The organism is Acinetobacter sp. P1(2025), from assembly GCF_051390655.1.
GTDB classification, from domain to species: Bacteria; Pseudomonadota; Gammaproteobacteria; order Pseudomonadales; family Moraxellaceae; genus Acinetobacter; species Acinetobacter junii.
The window spans coordinates 18,761-39,539 of sequence record NZ_JBPKBJ010000034.1 but is presented as its reverse complement, the minus strand read 5'-3'; the positions used below and the strand labels follow the sequence as shown (position 1 = coordinate 39,539).

General features: G+C 40.0%; 16 protein-coding genes and 4 tRNA genes. 9 read left to right on the top strand and 11 right to left on the bottom strand.

The genetic code is table 11. The annotated features are described in order from the left end of the window. Positions 1-193: 193 nt before the first annotated feature. Positions 194-2,773, top strand: a complete 2,580-nt coding sequence (ponA, locus tag ACSC97_RS10305; protein ID WP_436660812.1) for a penicillin-binding protein PBP1a — start codon at positions 194-196, stop codon at positions 2,771-2,773. 14 nt (positions 2,774-2,787) lie between these two features. Here ponA and ACSC97_RS10300 read toward each other — a convergent pair whose 3' ends face one another. The 8 genes from ACSC97_RS10300 to ACSC97_RS10265 form a co-directional block, all read right to left on the bottom strand. Beyond that, complete coding sequence (locus ACSC97_RS10300; RefSeq protein ID WP_436660810.1) at positions 2,788-3,606, bottom strand: putative RNA methyltransferase; 819 nt, start codon at positions 3,604-3,606, stop codon at positions 2,788-2,790. Between the two features lie 54 nt (positions 3,607-3,660). Continuing rightward, on the bottom strand, positions 3,661-4,779 hold the full coding sequence (gene mraY / locus ACSC97_RS10295; RefSeq protein ID WP_004909640.1) for a phospho-N-acetylmuramoyl-pentapeptide-transferase: 1,119 nt from the start codon (positions 4,777-4,779) through the stop codon (positions 3,661-3,663). Further along, positions 4,780-6,177 (bottom strand): UDP-N-acetylmuramoyl-tripeptide--D-alanyl-D-alanine ligase, encoded by a 1,398-nt coding sequence (locus tag ACSC97_RS10290; RefSeq protein WP_436660807.1) that lies wholly within the window; start codon positions 6,175-6,177, stop codon positions 4,780-4,782. It abuts the gene before it with no gap. Positions 6,178-6,185: 8 nt separating this feature from the next. Beyond that, positions 6,186-7,685: a UDP-N-acetylmuramoyl-L-alanyl-D-glutamate--2,6-diaminopimelate ligase gene (locus ACSC97_RS10285; RefSeq protein ID WP_436660805.1), complete on the bottom strand. Its 1,500-nt coding sequence runs from the start codon at positions 7,683-7,685 to the stop codon at positions 6,186-6,188. Between the two features lie 3 nt (positions 7,686-7,688). After that, positions 7,689-9,521, bottom strand: coding sequence for a penicillin-binding protein PBP3 (gene ftsI / locus ACSC97_RS10280; RefSeq protein WP_004964619.1), 1,833 nt, complete (start codon positions 9,519-9,521; stop codon positions 7,689-7,691). A 10-nt stretch (positions 9,522-9,531) separates the two neighbouring features. Next, the gene (gene ftsL, locus ACSC97_RS10275) at positions 9,532-9,870 is read right to left on the bottom strand and encodes a cell division protein FtsL (protein WP_004951532.1); all 339 of its coding nucleotides are present in this window, start codon (positions 9,868-9,870) and stop codon (positions 9,532-9,534) included. A 2-nt stretch (positions 9,871-9,872) separates the two neighbouring features. Continuing rightward, positions 9,873-10,793, bottom strand: coding sequence for a 16S rRNA (cytosine(1402)-N(4))-methyltransferase RsmH (rsmH, locus tag ACSC97_RS10270; protein WP_039046934.1), 921 nt, complete (start codon positions 10,791-10,793; stop codon positions 9,873-9,875). Between the two features lie 199 nt (positions 10,794-10,992). Beyond that, the gene (locus ACSC97_RS10265) at positions 10,993-11,988 is read right to left on the bottom strand and encodes a sulfate ABC transporter substrate-binding protein (protein ID WP_336949204.1); all 996 of its coding nucleotides are present in this window, start codon (positions 11,986-11,988) and stop codon (positions 10,993-10,995) included. A 457-nt stretch (positions 11,989-12,445) separates the two neighbouring features. Here ACSC97_RS10265 and ACSC97_RS10260 point away from each other — a divergent pair, with 457 nt between their 5' ends. The 7 genes from ACSC97_RS10260 (at position 12,446) to ACSC97_RS10230 (ending at position 16,456) form a co-directional block, all read left to right on the top strand. Beyond that, positions 12,446-12,685 (top strand): DUF4179 domain-containing protein, encoded by a 240-nt coding sequence (locus ACSC97_RS10260; protein ID WP_371863821.1) that lies wholly within the window; start codon positions 12,446-12,448, stop codon positions 12,683-12,685. 105 nt (positions 12,686-12,790) lie between these two features. Beyond that, complete coding sequence (gene gltX, locus ACSC97_RS10255; protein WP_129261448.1) at positions 12,791-14,299, top strand: glutamate--tRNA ligase; 1,509 nt, start codon at positions 12,791-12,793, stop codon at positions 14,297-14,299. A gap of 58 nt (positions 14,300-14,357) precedes the next feature. Next, positions 14,358-14,433 (top strand) — tRNA-Ala (locus tag ACSC97_RS10250). Between the two features lie 22 nt (positions 14,434-14,455). Continuing rightward, positions 14,456-14,531 (top strand) — tRNA-Glu (locus ACSC97_RS10245). A 112-nt stretch (positions 14,532-14,643) separates the two neighbouring features. Continuing rightward, a complete protein-coding gene (locus ACSC97_RS10240) occupies positions 14,644-16,050 on the top strand; it encodes an amino acid permease (protein ID WP_005403337.1) in 1,407 nt (468 codons plus the stop codon). A gap of 217 nt (positions 16,051-16,267) precedes the next feature. After that, a tRNA-Glu gene (locus ACSC97_RS10235) sits at positions 16,268-16,343 on the top strand. A 37-nt stretch (positions 16,344-16,380) separates the two neighbouring features. Next, positions 16,381-16,456, top strand: a tRNA-Glu gene (locus ACSC97_RS10230). Between the two features lie 38 nt (positions 16,457-16,494). Here ACSC97_RS10230 and ACSC97_RS10225 read toward each other — a convergent pair. Both ACSC97_RS10225 and ACSC97_RS10220 read right to left on the bottom strand, forming a co-directional pair. Next, positions 16,495-17,427, bottom strand: coding sequence for a hypothetical protein (locus ACSC97_RS10225; RefSeq protein ID WP_004951512.1), 933 nt, complete (start codon positions 17,425-17,427; stop codon positions 16,495-16,497). A 175-nt stretch (positions 17,428-17,602) separates the two neighbouring features. Beyond that, entirely contained in the window at positions 17,603-19,225 is a 1,623-nt protein-coding gene (locus ACSC97_RS10220) for a hypothetical protein (RefSeq protein WP_436660801.1), read from the bottom strand. Positions 19,226-19,457: 232 nt separating this feature from the next. On the opposite strand from ACSC97_RS10220, the gene ACSC97_RS10215 reads away from it, so the two are divergent. Continuing rightward, positions 19,458-19,796, top strand: coding sequence for a hypothetical protein (locus tag ACSC97_RS10215; RefSeq protein WP_004909706.1), 339 nt, complete (start codon positions 19,458-19,460; stop codon positions 19,794-19,796). A 28-nt stretch (positions 19,797-19,824) separates the two neighbouring features. Here ACSC97_RS10215 and ACSC97_RS10210 read toward each other — a convergent pair whose 3' ends face one another. After that, positions 19,825-20,760: a cation diffusion facilitator family transporter gene (locus ACSC97_RS10210; protein WP_004909708.1), complete on the bottom strand. Its 936-nt coding sequence runs from the start codon at positions 20,758-20,760 to the stop codon at positions 19,825-19,827. Between the last annotated feature and the right edge of the window lie 19 nt (positions 20,761-20,779).

The window sequence follows — 20,779 nt, the reverse complement described above, 5'->3', positions numbered from 1 at the left end:
TATAAATGGGTAGAGTACAGGTTGCTGTAGAAGCATGTTTAATTCGTCTAATCACAGATACTTTATAAAGCATTTTAATACTTTTTTGAATCTGTCAATGCGTAAGTCCTAATCTCATCTAACAATCCGTATGTCTAAAGGATATACTGACCACAATTAGTTTGCCATTCGCTCTTATTAAAACTTACTTATTATGAAAAAGCTATCCAGTTCTGGCATTGTTCGCCCATTTTTTTTGATGCTTATTATTATCTTAGTCTCACTTCCAATGGGTTTTTATGGCATGTATCTCTATCTAGCACCCTCTTTGCCAGATATGAGTTCTCTTAAAAAAGCGCCATTATTGAAGCCATTACAGGTGTATACAGCTGATAATAAGTTAATTGCAGAATATGGTGGGAAGCTATCCATTCCAGTTCAATATGAGCAAATCCCCCCTACATTTATTCATGCTTTTTTAGCAGCGGAAGACTCCTCTTTTTTTGAACATAATGGCATTAGTTTCAAAGGCTTAGGTCGAGCACTCACTGAATCAATTACAGGTTCTGACGTACAAACTGGCGGTTCAACAATCACCATGCAGGTTGCGAAAAACTATTATTTAAGCCCTGAAAGGACACTTAAGCGTAAGCTTACCGAAGTATTTTTAGCACGAAAAATAGAGCAAAATCTAACCAAACAAGAAATCCTAAGTTCATATGTAAATAAGATATTTTTAGGTAAAAATGCCTATGGAATTGCTGCGGCAGCCAGAATTTATTACAACAAAAATTTAGATCAACTTAGTATCGCTCAAATGGCGATGATTGCTGGTTTACCTAAGGCACCATCGAAATATAATCCAGTCGTAAATCCTGAACGTGCTTTAGAGCGCCGTAACTGGATTTTAGGTCGAATGTTACAGCTAGGTTACATCAATCAATCACAGTATCAAAAAGCAGTTGCCGAACCGATCAATCTCAATATGATTGATCGCTCTGTGAGTAATGTTCATCCTTACGTAGGTGAAATGGTTCGTTCTGAACTCGTAGAACATTTTGGTGAACAAGCGATTGATTCTGGTTATAAAGTTTACACAACAATTGATAGCAACAAACAAAAATTCGCAGAACAATCCATTCAAGATGGTTTAGAGGCCTATGATCGACGACATGGCTGGCGTGGTCCTGAAGATCACGACAAACCACTTAATCAATTTATGGCATATGCAAATACTTTTCCAGCGCAAGTAACCAAAGTAAATACCAATTCATTTGAAGCTTTGATGCAAGATGGCTCGACTGTCACCGTAAATTGGTCTGGCATGTCATGGGCACGTCCTTATCGCAATGCGAATAGCGTTGGTGGTGCGCCTTCTCGTGCATCCCAAATTGTAAAGGTAAAGGACATTATCCGCTTGCGTCCTAATGAAGATAAATCAGCCTGGTCACTGGTCCAAGTTCCAAAAGTTCAAGGGCAATTAATCGCTTTAAACCCAAATGATGGCTCAATTGAAGCAGTCGTTGGCGGATATAATTTTTATCAATCGAAATTTAACCGTGCTGTGCAAGGCTGGAGACAACCTGGTTCGACCATTAAACCTTTTGTTTATGCACTCGCTTTAGAACGAGGTATGACACCCTATAGCATGGTAAATGATAGCCCGATCCGTATTGGGAAATGGTCACCAAAGAACTCTGATGGACGCTATCTTGGGATGATCCCTCTACGTCGTGCGCTTTACCTTTCTCGAAATACGGTCTCGGTTCGTTTATTGCAAAATGTAGGAATTGAACGAGCTAGACAGCTGTTTATGGACTTTGGTTTAGAAGAAGAACAGATTCCTCGCAACTACACAATTGCCTTAGGTACACCGCAGGTATTACCAATTCAAATGGCTACTGGTTATGCCACTTTTGCAAATGGTGGGTATCGAATTCAACCACATTTCATCAAACGTATTGAAGATGCAACAGGTAAAGTTATTTATGAGGCAAAACCTGAATATGCCTGCATCCCATGTATCAACAATCCAAATGCTTATGCAGAACAACAAGCTGCAGAAGAAGCTAAAACCAAAGAGATCACCAATGAATCTTTAGATGATGCACTCGCAGCTTCAGATGCACAAACAACGACTTCTGCAGTCGACACCAAAACCAATAGCGATTATCGTCAAGCTCAACGTATATTAAAATCAAGTTCAGCATATGATATGGCAAATATCTTACGCGATGTAATTCAACATGGTACGGGTCGTGCAGCGCTTAAAATTGGTCGTGATGATTTAGGCGGTAAAACAGGTACAACCAATGATGCAAAAGATGCTTGGTTCGCAGGTTTTAATGGAAAGTTAGTTGCGGTAGCTTGGGTTGGTTTTGATCAGCCACGCACATTAGGTCGTAGAGAATACGGTGGCGTTGCAGCCCTACCAATTTGGACAACTTTTATGGCAAATGCACTCAAAGACACACCATCGTCATGGGTACATTTAGATAAAAATGCTAAAGATCCAATTTCACGAGATAAATTACAGATCCAATCAACTGAAGATAAAAAAGAGTATCGCGCCGCTCCACCATTGGCTCGACCACTGTATCGCCCAGAACCAACACCACAAACACGCTCGGTTGAGAATGATTTTTCTGATTTACCAGGAACAAATGCTTCAGGTGAAGAACAAATTATTGTTCCAGCAAATAGACAACCACCTCCAATGAATAATGATTCACAAAACCCCGCGCCTAAAAAGGAACGAGATGGAATTGAAAACCTAATTAATCAAATACAATAATTCATTCGAAGCCATCAATTTGATGGCTTCTTTATTTTCTGAAATAAATAAATCTGAAAAGCAGCCGTAACCTCAAATACATTTTGCTGTTCTGATTGGGCTCTACGCTCAGGATTTGCCTTATATGCATATGGAGTCATCGCAATAAGATTCTTCAAATCTTGTTGTTCTAATCGCAGTGGCGCTTCTATAACCTGTGCTTGCTTTAAATCAAATTCATCATTTAACTGATCAACGAATTTTTGTGGTTCATGCAAATTCACTTGTTCAAATAATGCTTCTCGCAATGCAAACAAGTGCTTCGGTGCAGGCGTTACTACAATCAAATATCCTTCTGGTTTTAATACCCGCCCAATTTCACTTTGCGGGATGGGACTAAAAAGACTGCTACAAACATCAATTACAGAGTCCCTCACTGGCAATGTAGCACCTGTGCCAACAACCCATGTGACTTTATTATTCAGTTTTGCAGCTCGTTGTACTGCTGTTTTTGCAATATCAACACCGATACAGACTTTTGCACAACCTTGCATTGCACTTGTGTAATAGCCTTCACCACACCCAATATCCAAAATAGAACTGGGCTGCAATGTTTGTAGCAACTCAACAACAGCGTTTTGAAGAGGTGCATAAAAACCTTTTTGCAAGAATTCACGTCTAGCCAAAACTGATTCTGCTGTATCCCCTGGGCTTTTACTATGTTTATGCTGTACCACATGCAAATTGACATAGCCTTGCTTAGCAACATCATAATGATGTCCATTTTCACATCGCCATGAGTTTTCAACCAAATCCAATGAGTGTCGACAGACAGGACACATCAGCAAACTCATTTATTTTCTCCAAAAAAAAAGCTGGTATCCACCAGCTTTTTTGTGAATTTTCGCTTAACGTAATTTTAACGTCATCAACCCTAATACAACGAGGAAAATCGTAATAATCCAGAAACGGATAACAACTTGCGTTTCTTTCCAACCTTGCTTTTCATAATGATGGTGTAAAGGTGCCATCAAGAACACACGCTTATTCCGCATGCGTAAGGATCCGATTTGCAAGAAAACTGAAACAGCTTCCATTACGAAAACACCACCCATAATAGCAAAAACAATTTCTTGTCGAACCATCACAGCAATTGTACCCAACATTGCGCCTAGTGCTAATGCTCCTACATCACCCATAAAGACTTGTGCAGGGTGCGCATTATACCAAAGGAAAGCTAAGCCAGCACCGATCATTGCTGAACAGATCACCACGAGTTCCGAAGTATATTTTACATACGGAATATGCAAATAATTGGCAAAACGAATGTCACCAGACAAATAAGCAAACACGCCTAAACCTGCAGCAACCATAACAACTGGCATAATCGCTAATCCATCTAATCCATCAGTTAGATTAACTGCATTCGACGCTCCATTGATGACCAAATAAGTAAATACAATGAATGCTAATCCAAAAGGAACAACTGAAAGTGGGATCGAAAGATTCTTAAAAAACGGAATAAGCAAATCCAGCATATTTGCTGTATGCACAACACTATCTTGTTGCTTTGCAATAACATACAACGCAACACCTGCTCCTAAAGATGCAACCGAAGTCCAAAAGAACTTCTTACGAGCAGGCAAACCAGCGTTATCTTTATAACGGATTTTAATCCAGTCATCAGCCCAACCAACAGCACCAAAGACAACCATGACACCTAGGACAATCCAAACATAAGGATTTGAAAGATCAGCCCACAATAGCGTACTGATCCCAATTGAAAGCAGAATCAGGATTCCCCCCATCGTAGGCGTACCCATTTTTTTAGCATGGTTTTCTGGAGCAAACGAGCTAACTGCCTGACCATATTTCAAAGCTTGTAGCTTGCGTATCATGATTGGTCCTAAAACCAAACCAATCATAAGCGCAGTTAACACGCTCAATAACGAGCGTAATGTTAAATAACGAACAACCTGAAATGAGCTGTTATAGCCCGCCAGTTGCTCAAATAACCATAACAACATTTAGATTTTCTCCATCAAATCAGCCATCAACGTTTCCATGTGGGTAAAACGAGACCCTTTAAAGAGGAAACTCATTGACTGGGGTTGATGTGTTTGAATTAATTGAATTAAAAATGGTAACGCTTCTGCTTGTGTCGCAAAGGCGTGTAATTTTTCTGAGTGGGATGAACCTTGTAATGCGGCATTTGCATATTCACCCACTACAACAATTTGATCCAAGGCTAAAGCAGCTAAATCGAGACCTAAATCATGATGCTCTTGCCAACTACTATCACCTAACTCACCGATATCACCCATGACCATGACCTTGAGGCCTTGTTGTTGCAAAAGCACTTGGGCAGCAGCACGCATTGAAGTAGGATTCGCATTATAAGTGTCATCGATGAACAAATGGTTTTGATGTTGAATAAAATTCAAACGCCCTTTCGCACCCTGAGCCTGTTCCAAACCCTCTACGATATCATCTAGTTCGATACCAATTGCCAAAGCAAAGGCTGTAGCTGCCGTTGCATTTTGAACATTATGCTCACCAGCAAAAGGTAAATTAACTACACGCTGACCTTGTGGGGTATGTAAATTAAATCGAACAGATTGAGGCTTTAATTCGATCTCAGTCGCGTAAACATCACCACCTTGACCAAAGCTTAAATTTGAGTGTGCTTGAGCACTATTTCTAATGTCGGCAGTAAAATCATCAGCAGCAGGAACGATCGCCACTCCTTGAGGTAAAATGTGCGCATAGATCTCAGATTTAGCACGACAGATTCCTTCACGCCCTCCAAATTCACCTAAATGTGCAGTACCAATGTTTAGGATTCCTGCGACATGAGGTTGAACCAAATTAGACGTATAATCAATCTCACCTTGGTGACTGGCACCTAATTCCATAACCGCGTATTGATGTTCTTTACGCAATTCAAGCAACATCATTGGGACACCCAAATCGTTATTTAAATTGCCACGTGTAATCAACGTCGGTGCTAAACGAGAGAGAATACTCCCGAGCATTTCCTTAGTTGTTGTCTTTCCACTACTTCCAGTCAATGCAATCACTTTCAGATGTGTATTCTGTTTACGACGATAGGTTCCTAGATCACCTAAGGCTAAACGTGTATCTTTAACAACTAATTGCGCAATATCAACATCTATGGGACGTTCTACAATCGCAATTTGACAGCCTTGAGTCGCAACCTGAGCCACAAAATCATGAGCATCAAAACGCTCACCTTTCAGCGCAAGAAATACATCACCAACTTCTGCATGACGTGAATCCGTCAAAATCCGCTTTATTGCACCTTGAGGAATATTGCCATGAAGCCATTCACCTTGAGTTGCTTCTTGTAATTGTTCTGGAGTCCAAGGCTCTAATGGAACGGTACTGGTCGTGGAGGTATGCATAATATTCCCTATTGCGCAGGATAAGCTGAATCTAAAACATGTGATTGTGCAGCGATTGCTGACTGTACTTCAACCACATCATCAAACCAATGTCTTACACCATCGATTTCTTGATAATTTTCATGTCCTTTGCCCGCAATCACAACAATATCGCCTGCCTGTGCTTGCTTGACCACAAATTTAATTGCCTCACGGCGATCATGAATTTCATCTATTTGATGACCATCAAAATCAACACCATGCTTCATATCAGCAAAAATTTGTTCTGGATTCTCAGTTCGAGGATTATCTGAAGTCAGTACTACTGGATTGGCATGATCAAGGGCTGCCTGTGTCATCAGTGGGCGCTTTCCTCGATCTCGGTCTCCACCACAACCAAAAACAGCCCAAAGTTGACCTGTGACGTGACGCTTCAAAGTGGTCAACACTTGAATCAATGCATCAGGTGTATGCGCATAATCCACCACAAATAAACGTTCATGGTCTTGGATCACCTGCATACGACCAGGTGCACCTTTTAGTTCTGGCACAAATTTCACTAAGTCAGCAAGATCAAAACCTGCATACTCTGCTGCAATTAAACTGGCTAAAAGATTTTCAACATTGAACTGACCCAGCAATGGACTATTTACCGCATAACTTCCAACAGGGCTGATCAGCGTGAAACTTGCCCCACTCAGACGATACTGTAAATCAGCAATATGATAATCAGCAGAAGTTTGAGTTAAAGAATAAGTTAGAATTTTAGGTTGTGAAGGGTTATTTTTTGCTGCTTTTAGCATAATAGAAGCATATTGATCGTCTAGATTAATCACTACTGCTTTTAAAGTAGCAAATTTAAATAACGATGCTTTAGCTTCGGCATAAGCCTCTAAAGTGCCATGGTAATCCAAATGATCTCGACTCAAATTACTGTATACGGCAATTTCGATATCACAACCATTTAAACGACCTTGCTCTAGACCATGAGAACTCGCTTCAAGCGCAACAAATTTCGCACCTTGCTGTGCATAGTCATGTAATGCCGTTTGCAACTGCAAAGCATCCAAGGTCGTATGTGTTGATGGTGTGAGATTAGGTAAAATCCCATTACCCGTCGTTCCCATGACAGCACACCCCAAACCTTGAGAACTAATTAACTCAGCCACCAAACGTGAAATTGTTGTTTTGCCATTTGTTCCCGTTACAGCAACGCCCCGCAATGCTTGTACAGGCTCACAGGCCTGTAGATACTGCTTTTGCCATTCACCCATCAAGTAACGTACTTGAGGACACACCCACTCATTCTTTAAGCCTAAAGCACTTTCGCTAATCACAGCCAACGCACCTGAATCTAGAGCCTTTTGGGCAAACTCAATGGTCTTTTCAGGTTGGCTATAGCTATTTAGTGCGATAAAGATCTGCCCAGAGGCGACCTTGCGGCTATCCAAACAAAAGCCATTGAATGGCTGTGAAACCCAAACCGCATCGATATTAACTGGGTGTATCTGCTGAAAAGTAATCGACATAATCTACCTACGGATTGGATTTTGTGGAGTATCAAGAGGTTTATCTAAAGGAACGTTTAATAAGCGCAATGACTCCTGCATAATTCGAGCAAAAACAGGAGCAGCAACAAGGCCACCATAATAGCGTCCCTGTGGATTCTCAACGACAATAATCATAGCAAGCCGAGGATCACTGACTGGTGCAACACCTGCAAACAAGGCACGATATTCATTATTGGAATAACCTTTACGGTCTGCACGTAATTTATGTGCTGTACCTGTTTTACCACCAACACGATATCCTGGAATGTTGGCTTGTAATGCAGTACCACCTGGCATCGTCACCTGCTCTAACATCAACAAAACTTGATCTGCAATTTTAGGATCAAGCACCTGTTTTCCTTCAGGTGCTTTGTCTAACTTACGCAGACTGAGTGGCATTTCAACCCCATGATTTGCCAACATTGCATAGCCTTGAGCTAACTGCAAAATAGTCGCATTCAACCCGTAACCATAAGCCATGGTTCCTAATTGAGAAGGGTTTAATTTATCTCCAGAATAAAGTAAACCTGCACTCTCACCAGGGAATTTAACGTCGGAACGATGACCAAATCCAACACGACGGAAAAATGAAGGCAGAGCGTCTTTAGGCAGAGATAGCGCTAATTTTGCGGAACCAACGTTAGAAGATTTAACAATAATACCTGTCAGTGTTAAAGCACCATAATTATGGGTATCACGAATGGTATGCCAACCTAAACGCATGGTTCCTGGCGCAGTATTTACAATCGTATTTGGTGTGTATTTACCACTTTCTAATGCTGCGGCAACCGTAAAAGGTTTCATCGTTGAACCCGGTTCGAACATATCGATCGCACCACGGTTACGCATCGCATCTTTATTGGCTAAACCATTTTTATCATTCGGGTTATAAGACGGCCAACTAGTCATTGCCAAGATTTCACCCGTTTTTACATCTACAGCGATTGCCGTCGCAGAACGTGCATTATTGGCAACACCTGCTGCAGTCAATTCCCGATACATGATGTACTGTAGGCGAGAGTCAATGCTTAGTGTGATATTTTCACCAGACTCAACTTCTTTGATAACTTCTGAAACTTTTAAGCGATTACCTTTTTTATCACGGATGATTTTCTGCTCACCATCCATTCCAGATAATTGCTTATTTAGTTGCATCTCTAAGCCTTCAATCCCTTTACCTTCACTATTGGTTAAACCAATAATTTGCGCATTGGGTTGAGGTTGTGGATAGTAACGCTTATAACTTTTCTCAGCATAAACACCCTGAAAATTGCGCTTAACAATTAAATCAGCTTGTTGAGGTGGAATTTCTTTTTGTAAAACTAAATAGCGTGAACGAGGTCGATCATTCATCTGCTTTCTTAAATCTTTACGATCAATACCAACAGCATCTGCTAATTCATCTAAATTTAAGTTTTTATCAGGTAGCTGGCGCTTGAGTTTACGATTAGTTGGGTCTTTTTGGAGTTCAGCTGTAATTTCATCATAAAGATGCTTCGCCTCCCAATAATCACGTGGATCAATCACAATTTTCATGATGGGTGTGCTAATCGCCAAAGGCACACCATGACGATCACTAATCACACCTCGCATTGCTTCTAGGCGTTCAGTCCGCAAAATATTGGCATTGGCTTTATTTTGTAAAAAGTCTTTATTAACGACCTGCACATAAAATGCACGCGCAACCAAGACAACAAAGCACAGTAGCACCGTTCCCCAAAGCAGGTAAAAGCGCCACATATCCAAAGCTAAAGTTGGCTTTTCTGAGATAGACTGCTGTTTTTTACGTATTGGTTTACTTCGCTTATCTGCCATACAGCATGCCTTATTTATCTTGCTTTGTAGTCATAGGTAAAGAAATCACAACGGTTTGCGCAGCTGGAGGTGAAAACATACGCAATTGCGTTACTGCACGTGAACCAATCTGTGCAGTTGCACCAAAGGTTTGTTGCTCGATCAGCAAACGCCCCCATTCAGCATTTAAATCATCTCTTTCACGCATATAAGCACTCAGGTCACGATAATCATGTCGATATTCGAACACCTGAAATACCACCATCATGGCGCTGATAAATACTGATGCAACTAACACCGCATAAACAACAACTTTTTTTAGACCTTTTTTGGTGTTCGATACAACTTCGTCATCATTTTTGTTGTTCATTGTTAGCCTTTCTTTTCTAAGCGCTCTGCCACGCGCAACCAAGCACTACGCGAACGAGGATTTGCTTTTACTTCTGCTTCACTCGCACGAATTCGAGAAACCTTCTTCAAACGACGGGTATCAATCTGAGCTTGAGGCATACCCCAGCCCGTATCCTCCGCTAAAGTAGATTCTTTTTGGATAAACTGCTTAATTAAGCGGTCTTCTAAAGAATGGAAGCTAATCACAGCCAACTGTCCTTTAGGTTTGAGTAATTCTACAGCTTGCGGCAAAAATATCTCAATATCTTCTAGTTCTTTGTTAATTGCGATACGGATTGCCTGAAAAGTCCGTGTTGCAGGATGCTTATGCTTCTCCCATTTAGGATGTGCAGTTTTCACCAATTCGGCTAATTGTGCAGTAGTTGTAAGCTCACCTGCTTGTTTAATCGCTTTAGCAATACGGCGGCTATAACGCTCTTCACCATATTGATAAATAATATTCGCTAATTTTTCTTCTTCAATTTCTAGTAACCACTCGGCTGCTGTAGGACCTTTTGAATTATCCATACGCATATCCAATGGTCCATTTTGCATAAAACTGAAGCCACGCTCTGCTTGATCTAACTGAGGAGAAGAAACTCCAAGATCTGCCATAACGCCATCGACTTCAGTAATCCCAATATTCGCTAATTCAGATTGAAGATCAGCAAAACTCGCATGAATAATTTTAAAACGTGGATCTTCTTGTTCTAATTGCGCAGCAACTTCTAGCGCTTGAGGATCTTTATCAAATGCATAAACTCGTGCATTTTGATCTAATTTAGAAAGCAAAAGTTTAGTATGACCACCTCGACCGAACGTGGCATCAACATAAATGCCAGTATCGCGACCTGCCAATACGCCATCAACGGTTTCATGAAGTAAGACAGAAATATGCGACATAAGAAATGAATCAACAGCTAAAAATGTAACTGCACATTATCACCTTGTTTTATGCCAGTACCAAACGACTTTTTGTAGAGAATTCTTAACTTTCCATAGATAAAACCGTTTTCTTGTCATTTTTCATCCAATAAAAAAGCAAATACACGACATATTTGCTTTTCACGACTAACTAGAGAGCTGATATAACTTTATTGAGCTAAGGTTTCTCAGCATAAATCTGATCAAAAATCGCCCCATTCACAAAATGAGTTTTTTGCGCCTTTGCCCAACCTCCAAAGACATCCTGAATATTAAATAATTTGATCTTTGGAAACTGTTTTGCATATTTCGTAGCGACCTGTGGATTTCTCGGGCGGAAATAATGTTTTGCAGCTAACTCTTGTCCTAGGGGTGAATAAAGGAAATTGAGATATCCACGCGCTAAATTACGATTACCATCCTTTTCCACCGTTTTATCAACGATCGCAACTGAAGGTTCCGCCAAGATCGAAATAGATGGATAAACAATTTCGAATTTGTCTTTGCCTAACCCTTGTGTCGCTAAAAGTGCTTCATTTTCCCATGATAACAATACATCTCCAATTCCACGCTCTGCGAAGGTTGTTAATGAGCCTCGAGCACCTGAGTCTAAAACTTTGACATTTTGATAAAGTTTTTTTACCAACTCACGAGCTTTGGCATCATTTCCATTCGGCTGTTTTAAAGCATATCCCCAAGCAGATAAATAAATCCAACGTGGAGCACCACCAGTTTTAGGATTTGGAGTGATGATTTCAACTCCTTCTCGGGTCAAATCATTCCAATCACGAATATTTTTGGGATTACCTTTTCGGACTAAAAAAACAACAGTTGAGGTATAAGGTGCAGAATTATTTTTAAACTGTTTTTGCCAATCTTTTCGAATTAATCCTGCATTCGCAATCTCATCGATATCATTAGCTAATGCCAAAGTTACAACATCGGCCTGTAAGCCATCAATCACAGAGCGTGCTTGCTTGCCCGATCCACCATGTGATTGCTTAAATTCGACGTCTTGCCCTGTTTTACTTTTCCAGTATTTACCAAAAGCTTGATTATATTCTTGATAAAATTCACGTGTTGGATCATAAGACACATTCAAGAAAGAAGTTGCTGCATGGGCACTCCCCCATAATCCAAATATCAATGCAACTGATGTGAATACACGCTTCATATTTATAACAACCTTATTTTTACTATTTATAGCACTATATTTTAATAAATATATTTTACAATCAATCAGTTATAATGTTTTCTTCTTTATTATTCAGTTTTTAATCTAAATCATTTTGATCTATACATTTAGATGAAGAATCGTATTAGCTTATTTAAAATTGAATGTTCTTCACGTTTTCTACATATTTGCTTGCTAAATTTGACTTGCACACAAACTAGCCACAAGGCTATAAATATTGAGTAGAAATTTACTGGAAGTTTATCTTTTTTGTAAAAAGTGTGACGTAGTTCTACTTTTTTATTAAGATTTATGTTTGAATCGTATCATTAAAGCAATAGTATAGTTGTTTAGTTAGTCTTGTAGACTCGGAAGTAATAAGGGGATGTTAGCAATGCGAGCATTAAAATTGAAAAAAACAATGTGCTTAAGCCTATTTTTAGCCTGTTCAGTACAAATGGGACACGCTGCTGCTATCAAAGAAAGCAACAACATAAAAACTGTAGACAAATCTTCTTCTTTAATTGTCAAAGCACTGGATCAGCAAAAACGTAATACATCGATGATCCCGTCAAGCAATGATGAACTTAAAATGTTGAATACGATTCGTACAACACCAACGCAAAACTTCTTTGCTACACAGCACGAACGTTTTTCACGCTTTGTTCAAACCATTTTCCAACCGCATAATTCTTAATTCTTTAAATATGTAACCCCTAACATGTTTAAATGCGCCTAGTCATTCCGTGACTAGGCTTTTTCGTTATAATAGTTTCAATTCTAATTTTAAATTCGATCACTTATGAAAGTCCGTACTCGTATTGCTCCCTCTCCTACTGGTTTCCCTCATGTAGGAACTGCATATATTGCTCTCTTTAACCTATGCTTTGCGAAACAGCATGGCGGTGAGTTTATTTTACGCATCGAAGATACGGATCAACTTCGTTCAACTCCAGAATCTGAAAAAATGATTTTAGATTCTTTACGTTGGCTTGGACTTAACTGGTCAGAAGGTCCTGATGTTGGTGGACCACATGCACCGTATCGCCAATCAGAACGTATGGGTATCTACAAACAGTACGCACTTGAATTAGTGGAAAAAGGTCATGCTTTTTACTGTTTTGCGACAGCAGAAGAACTCGACCAAATGCGTGCTGAACAACAAGCACGTGGTGAAACACCTAAATATGATGGTCGTGGTTTAAAATTAACTCAAGAAGAAGTACAACGTCGTCTTGCAGCTGGTGAACCTCATGTCATTCGCATGAAAGTTCCAGAAGAGGGTGTCTGTAAAATCAATGACCTATTACGTGGTGAAGTTGAAATTCCTTGGGCACAAGTAGACATGCAAGTGCTATTGAAAACTGATGGCTTACCAACCTACCACCTTGCAAATGTTGTTGATGACCATTTAATGGAAATCACTCACGTTTTACGTGGTGAAGAATGGCTACCATCTGCACCTAAGCACCAATTGCTTTACCAATACTTTGGTTGGGACATGCCAACGCTTTGTCACATGCCTTTACTTCGTAATCCAGATAAGTCAAAGCTCTCTAAACGTAAAAATCCAACATCTATCAACTACTATCGTGACATTGGTGTATTGCCAGAGGCGTTGCTCAACTATTTAGGGCGCATGGGTTGGTCTATGCCTGACGAACGTGAAGTCTTTACTCTACAAGATATGATTGAAAACTTTGATGTGCAGCGTGTTTCACTTGGTGGACCAATTTTTGATGTAGAAAAACTCAATTGGCTTAATGGTCAATGGATCAAATCATTAACACCAGGACAACTCCTTGCTCGTTTGTTGACGTGGAAGTCTGATCGCCAAACACTTGAAGATATTGCAGCGGCGATTCAGCCACGTATTAATCTTTTGTCTGAAGCTGTTAATTGGGCAGGTTTCTATTTCAACCATATGCCTCAAATCAACAAAGAGCAGTTTGAAAGCAAGAAATTGACTGAAGAACAAGTCCGTCAAAGCCTGCAATTTGCGATTTGGCGCTTAGAAAGCCAGTTCACATGGAACAATGAAACTGTCAGTCAAATTTTGATGGATTTGGCAAATCAAATGGAAATCAAACTACGTGATTTCATGCCTGCTTTCTTTATTGCAATAGCAGGTTCAACAAGTTCTACTCCTGTGATGCAAGCGATGGTGACTTTGGGTCCAGATTTAACTTTTGCTCGACTACGCCATGCTCTAGAGATCGTAGGTGCGCCTAGCAAGAAAGAACTGAAAGTGTGGGAAAAGTTAAATGAATCACTAAAATTGCCGAAAAATGATGCAAATAGTGAGACTTAAGTCCGTTTAATCATTGACGTGTGAGCGTAATCCACCTAATATTGCGCTCACACAAACTGGGGTCATAGCTCAGTTGGTAGAGCGCTACAATGGCATTGTAGAGGTCAGCAGTTCGATCCTGCTTGGCTCCACCAAACATTTTGTGTTGCCTCATCTGTCCCTATCGTCTAGAGGCCTAGGACATCGCCCTTTCACGGCGGTAACCGGGGTTCGAATCCCCGTAGGGACGCCAAATTCTTTTATCTAATAATTATATTTTTCTCTCAATCTTTCCCTTAATCAGATTGCACATTTCATAATTTTCCATAAAATAGCCGCTTCTCTATGCGTGGACAAATTGTCGTATGCAATCTTCCAACTCAAATTCGAATTCAGAATCAAAAACATTAAAACGTTCGATGAGCACGCGCCATTTAGTCATGCTATCTCTTGGCGGTGCAATTGGTACGGGCTTGTTTTTGGGTTCTGGTGAAGTAATCGCCCAAACTGGACCAATAGGTGCAATTATCGCCTACGTTTTGGGTGGATTGATCGCCTATATGGTGATGTTGTGCTTAGGTGAACTTGCAGTACACATGCCTGTCGCAGGATCATTTGGCGCATACGCTCAAAAATATATTGGTCCAGGCACAGGCTATATGATCTCATGGGTCTACTGGCTGACATGGACAGCAACATTAGGCACAGAATTTACTGCCGCAGCACTACTAATGCAAGAATGGTTTCCTCATATTTCTATGTGGATATGGACGATTATCTTTGCCGTAACTATTTTTGGACTCAACATTAGTTCAACACGCATTTTTGCTGAATCAGAATTTTGGCTGGCTTTAGTAAAAGTTGTTACAGTAATTGCCTTTATTCTTCTTGGCCTGCTGGCAATTTTTGGTTTAATCCCATTTAAAGGTTCTGAATCAGCACCTTTATTTCACAACTTAACTGCTCACGGTTGGTTCCCAGAAGGTCTTTTACCAATTTTCACCACGATGTTAATTGTGAATTTTGCCTTTTCAGGTACAGAACTGATCGGTGTCGCTGCTGGTGAAACAAAAGATCCTGCGGTGAATGTACCTAAAGCTATTAATGCGGCAATTTGGCGTCTGCTAATTTTCTTTGTTGGTACAATTATTGTGATCAGCGCATTATTACCATTCCAAATTGCAGGATTGGGTGGTGAAGGCGTCAGTAGCAGTCCTTTTGTTACCGTATTCAACTATATTGGCATTCCTTACGCAGATGACATTATTCGATTTGTCATTATCACTGCCCTTCTTTCTGCAGCAAACTCAGGTTTGTATGCAGCCTCTCGTATGATGTGGTCTTTGTCTGATCAACGTCAATTACCGAGAGTTTTTTCTAAACTGTCTAAAAGTGGCACGCCAATTATTGCACTTATCGTGACGATGTTTGGTGCTCTACCAGGATTATTATCTGAACATTTTGCACCTGAAACGATCTTTAAAAATCTACTTGGAATCGCTGCATTTACGATGGTGATCGTGTGGATGAGTATCTGCTGGAGTCAATTTAATTTTAGACGCCAATGGTATAAAGCTGGATACACAGCAAAAGATTTAAAATTTGCTGCCCCTCTCTATCCTATCGTTCCTATTTTAGGTTTTGTGTTCTGTTTCATTACTGGTTTAAGTATGGCAGCAGATCCTGAAATGCAGGCGGGCTTTATTGGCTGTCTATTATTCATTGCGGCATGTTACTTAAGTCACTATGTCTTTTATCGTGATCAAAAATAAGACGGCAAACAAAAATGCAGCTTAAATAAGCTGCATTTTTTATTTAGGTATAAAAATCATCATCTAAATCGCATTTTATCTCTTAAATCCTTATTTTTGATTATTTATTCCACAATGCGCTTTATTTTTAAACATTCATTTATTTTTTTTAATTTTTCTTTAGAAAAGTGTTTGACACCCCACCTAATTCACCCTAATATACGCCCACCTCTGAAACGTCCCTATCGTCTAGAGGCCTAGGACATCGCCCTTTCACGGCGGTAACCGGGGTTCGAATCCCCGTAGGGACGCCAATATTTATTATTGTTTTCAGATGTATGCCTCATATAAGTCCCTATCGTCTAGAGGCCTAGGACATCGCCCTTTCACGGCGGTAACCGGGGTTCGAATCCCCGTAGGGACGCCAAATTCTAAAAAGCCACTGCATTGACAGTGGCTTTTTTCTTATTCGCTTCCAATCCCAACTTGTACTTCTAAACGACCTGATTGTACGCGCAAGCCTCGAATCTCGAATTGATCTACTAATTGCTGAACCAACTCCCGACTTTCTTGCAAAATGTTTAATCCCGGTAAAATACTAAAGTCAGTCAAACTCAATAATTTATCGACCATCCATGAACGGTTATTAATGAAATCAATAAACCCAGCTTCTTCAAGGTCGATATACCACAAGCGATGCCCCTCTTTTTGAATACCAGGTATATCGCGAACCAAGTGATTAATCAGAAATGGAATCGGTAGGGAGTTAATCAGCTCAAAACTCACGTTGCCGACACGACGTGTTGCCCAATTCGTTAAAGTTCCACCATGACGAACTTGCAAATCAAGATGCTCATCGACCTGACGCAAGCGTAAATATTTTTCTTGTCCTATCCGACACTCTAAAACATTGAATTCAAGCGACAGACGATACAAAAAACGACGATAGTGCCCATCCAATTCGATATGAAAACGATCGTTACCGCATTCGATTTTGATATCGTCGATTTCGGTTCGGTCAATGCGTTTACGAATTTGATTATTGAGCAACATTTCAGGTAAATAAAGCGTTAAGCTACTTTTGCCTAAAGATGCTCTAGCCATGGCCAATGCAACCTGACGAGCAGCTTCACTGGTTTCCGAAACCATGTCTCGCACAGTATTGCGTACACCTTCCACACCACGTTTCGTATGATGTGTAACATGATCCAATGCATCTAATGCCGCATCCGCCACACCTGCGATATTTCGCGAGGTGTCACTAGCAAATTCAACTGCATCTTGTGCATGTTGTAATGTCTTATTGATTAGTCGACGTGATAAAGATGGTTTCGCAGTCACTTCATTGTCTGCAGGCATAATATCAAACATCGCCTTTTTATCATCTTGTCGATTCAAGATGCTCTCCCTCTTCCCTTTTTACTGGCTCAATACGAATGAGCTGCGATCTGCTTTCTGAACTTATTAGACGTTTTTAAGTAGATTAGCATGCTATCTAGAGCAATTTGCGTATTTTTGTTGCACAGAAATAAATAACCCTGATCAACATTTAGCCCTAGATGGCGTCTAAATTCTACTCCTCATCTTTATGAACGATATTCAATTCATCCTGATCGATCTGCTGTTTCTGCTGCTCCAATAAAGCCTTATATTGTGCAAGCTCCTGTTGTATCGTGGCTATTTTGCTTGGAATGTCGTTATCACTAAATGATCGACTTTCTCTTAAAGCAACCCATGCCGCTTGTAAGTTTTCAAAATCATTTGTTTTCTCAAGCTTTGCTTGCATCCATTCCATCAATCTTTGTGCTCGACTCTGTCGCTCAGATTGGTAAGCAAACAGCGCACTCCACAAAGCTTGCTCAATCTGTTGTTTCAACAATGTTTGTTGTATTTGCTCAAAGAGCTTCAATTGCTGATCACAATATACTGTGAGGATATGCTCATAAAACCAATGTGCAAATTGAGCCATCTCATCTACAATTTTCTCACGTTGCACAAACAGCTGCTCTCGATCAGGATGTTGCTTATTCAAACGGAACTCACCGAAATATGCATTGGTCCCTTGATCTAAAATAAGTTGAATATCTGCTAAATCAAGCAGCTCTCCTAGACGACGTGTTGAAGAAGCCAATTGTTCGAGCAGCTGTAGTCGAGAAAAAGGATCAGATAATGTCCCGATTGATGCAGGATCGGCTTCCATCTCTAACCAAAATTTAGTCAATAATCCTGCATTATGTTTTAAATAATGCTGAAACTGCTCTTCTCCAATCCATCGTCTAAAGGATTGTTGCAGCGTATCAGTCCGCTCTAAACTCGTTATAATCTGATCTGTACTGAGCAATTGGGGTGCACTGGCTATCACATCTTTACTCAAAGGAATATTTAAGTCTTTTGCTCCAAAAATTCCTCCTAAAGTTTTACCCAGTGAGTTTAAACCACGCCCAACATCTGCAAATACATTGGTTTCAGTACTTCGTGATTCCAAGATCTCAGATGGTAGTAACCTCGAAATTGATTGGTCTAATATTTTGTTGTAACTCTTTTGATCTATTGGTTTTTCAAACCGACACAACAAATCAATTGCATGCTCAACATCGCTAATACCTTTTTTGTACTCAGACTGGTTTCGATGAATGAGACACTCGATGTAACTATAAAAAGCAACTTCATTACGTTGTGTTGATTGTTGTGCTGCCCATTCATACAATTCGATCGCCTTTGAATATTCGGCGGCTCCAGCATATGATTTAGCTAATGCTGTAGCGTGCTGAACTGTAGGATATTGCTGGTAAAAATATCTCAATAAATCCAATTTTGGCTGTTGATCCAAACATTGATCCAATTGCCTTAAATAATGATTAATTTGTTGCTGATTAGGTTCAGTCACTAAAAAATTAAGCTGATACTCTAGACATTGTTCATACCAAGCATGTTTTCGGGCATGAAACTCATAGGCAGGGATAAATTCGTTCTCGATCAACTGAATGAGTTGACGTGTATACAGGACATCTTCCTCAGTCTCTGAATGAAACTTCCATTGCTTGGGCAAAGACATCTTAAATAAGCGCAGCAAAAAGTTAGCACTCAGATCTGGACTCTCCATACTCACCAACATCAATTTATCTTGAGTGGAAAGATGCTCTTTACCTTTTTGAATGCGTGATAAACGTAATTTTAGAATTTTAGTCGGTAACATACGTATTCTTCGAATAACTATTCAGTAACTCTTCAACTCAAATTAGCATGGCTGAATACTGCTTAGCGAATAGCTTTAGACGAAGTGCAAAATATATCAATCTAATTATCCAAACTGCTCTAGAATTGGCATACCTACAACTGAATCAGTAAATAAAACAATTTCATAGCCACAACATTTTAGCTTTTTCACAATTTTCGCTAAAATAAGCAAAACCCTATAGGATAAATCTATGCAATACCGTTGCCCTAAATGTCAAAGCGTGAAAATTATGCCTGTCAGTCAGGGTGCAAATAGCCCTCGTCCCAATGTACCTAAAAGCTTAGTACTATTAGTCCCTGCGATCTTTATTTTACTGATCCTTGTCTTAATTAGTATTGGGATGTGGATTTTTGGAAATGGTGCAGGACAAGGCTTACAAATTGCGACAGTTGCTGTATTTGCTGTGTGTGTAATTGCAGGTGTTCTATTTTGGCGTGATCTTCCAGATTTTAAAATTTCAATGCAAGCCTTTATGCAAGCGCAAAAGCATTGGAAATGTCGTGATTGTAACCACGAATGGCAGAATTAATTTAAAAAGTAGAAAAGTTCACATCAGCTCAATGCTGATGTGAATGTTCTTGTTCGGCATGTTGATGCGTATGCTGGCAGTTCATTTCAGCATCATCTTCAATTTGTAATGTCACCTCAGCTATACCATGTTCATGTGCCAACATTTCGGTCGCAGCTTGATGTAATTGCTTACGATCAGCATTTGGTGCAAATAAATGTACGGTCAGATGAATATTCTTTGAGGTAATCGCCCAAACCTTAAGTTGATGAATACTCTCAACACCCTGTAACGCCAATAAGTCGTTACGCAGTTTTTCAATATCCACTTCTTCAGGTACACCTTCAAGGAGAATATTGATACTTTGACGAAGCAAAATCCAAGTTCTTGGTAACACCCAAAACCCAATTGCAACGGCAATAATCGTATCAACCCAATACCAATTGGTGTAGTAAATAATGACCGCACCAATGATCACACCAACTGAGCCAAGTGCATCACTTAACACTTCCAAATAAGCGCCTTTCATATTCAAACTTTCGGCTGCACTCGACATCAAAATCTTCATGGAAATAAGATTAATGACAAGACCCAAAGATGCAACAATAAGCATACCTACACTCTGAATCTCAGGAGGTTGTGTAAATCGTTGATAAGCTTCGTAAAGGATATAGATTGCAACAAAAAATAGCATGGAAGCATTAAATAACGCCGCCAAGATTTCAAAACGCTGATAACCAAATGTGCGTTTATTATCTGCTGGACGTTTAGCGATTTTAATCGCAGCCAAAGCAATCGCGAGTGCTGCCGCATCAGTAAACATATGCGCTGCATCGGACAGCAATGCCAAACTTTGTGTAATTAAACCCGCAATAACTTCGACGATTAAAAATGTTGTTGTCAGCACCAACGCAATCGTCAATTTTTTTGCGTTGCCTTCAGTAACTACAGCATGACTATGATCATGCCCTTGATGTCCACTCATGTTGGACTCCTTATCATTA

Excerpts from the sequence above, each read along its gene's own strand:
- ponA (WP_436660812.1), top strand. The coding sequence starts at position 194 with ATGAAAAAGCTATCCAGTTCTGGCATTGTTCGCCCATTTTTTTTGATG.
- ACSC97_RS10300 (WP_436660810.1), bottom strand. The coding sequence starts at position 3,606 with ATGAGTTTGCTGATGTGTCCTGTCTGTCGACACTCATTGGATTTGGTT.
- mraY (WP_004909640.1), bottom strand. The coding sequence starts at position 4,779 with ATGTTGTTATGGTTATTTGAGCAACTGGCGGGCTATAACAGCTCATTT.
- ACSC97_RS10290 (WP_436660807.1), bottom strand. The coding sequence starts at position 6,177 with ATGCATACCTCCACGACCAGTACCGTTCCATTAGAGCCTTGGACTCCA.
- ACSC97_RS10285 (WP_436660805.1), bottom strand. The coding sequence starts at position 7,685 with ATGTCGATTACTTTTCAGCAGATACACCCAGTTAATATCGATGCGGTT.
- ftsI (WP_004964619.1), bottom strand. The coding sequence starts at position 9,521 with ATGGCAGATAAGCGAAGTAAACCAATACGTAAAAAACAGCAGTCTATC.
- ftsL (WP_004951532.1), bottom strand. The coding sequence starts at position 9,870 with ATGAACAACAAAAATGATGACGAAGTTGTATCGAACACCAAAAAAGGT.
- rsmH (WP_039046934.1), bottom strand. The coding sequence starts at position 10,793 with ATGTCGCATATTTCTGTCTTACTTCATGAAACCGTTGATGGCGTATTG.
- ACSC97_RS10265 (WP_336949204.1), bottom strand. The coding sequence starts at position 11,988 with ATGAAGCGTGTATTCACATCAGTTGCATTGATATTTGGATTATGGGGG.
- ACSC97_RS10260 (WP_371863821.1), top strand. The coding sequence starts at position 12,446 with ATGGGACACGCTGCTGCTATCAAAGAAAGCAACAACATAAAAACTGTA.
- gltX (WP_129261448.1), top strand. The coding sequence starts at position 12,791 with ATGAAAGTCCGTACTCGTATTGCTCCCTCTCCTACTGGTTTCCCTCAT.
- ACSC97_RS10240 (WP_005403337.1), top strand. The coding sequence starts at position 14,644 with ATGCAATCTTCCAACTCAAATTCGAATTCAGAATCAAAAACATTAAAA.
- ACSC97_RS10220 (WP_436660801.1), bottom strand. The coding sequence starts at position 19,225 with ATGTTACCGACTAAAATTCTAAAATTACGTTTATCACGCATTCAAAAA.
- ACSC97_RS10215 (WP_004909706.1), top strand. The coding sequence starts at position 19,458 with ATGCAATACCGTTGCCCTAAATGTCAAAGCGTGAAAATTATGCCTGTC.
- ACSC97_RS10210 (WP_004909708.1), bottom strand. The coding sequence starts at position 20,760 with ATGAGTGGACATCAAGGGCATGATCATAGTCATGCTGTAGTTACTGAA.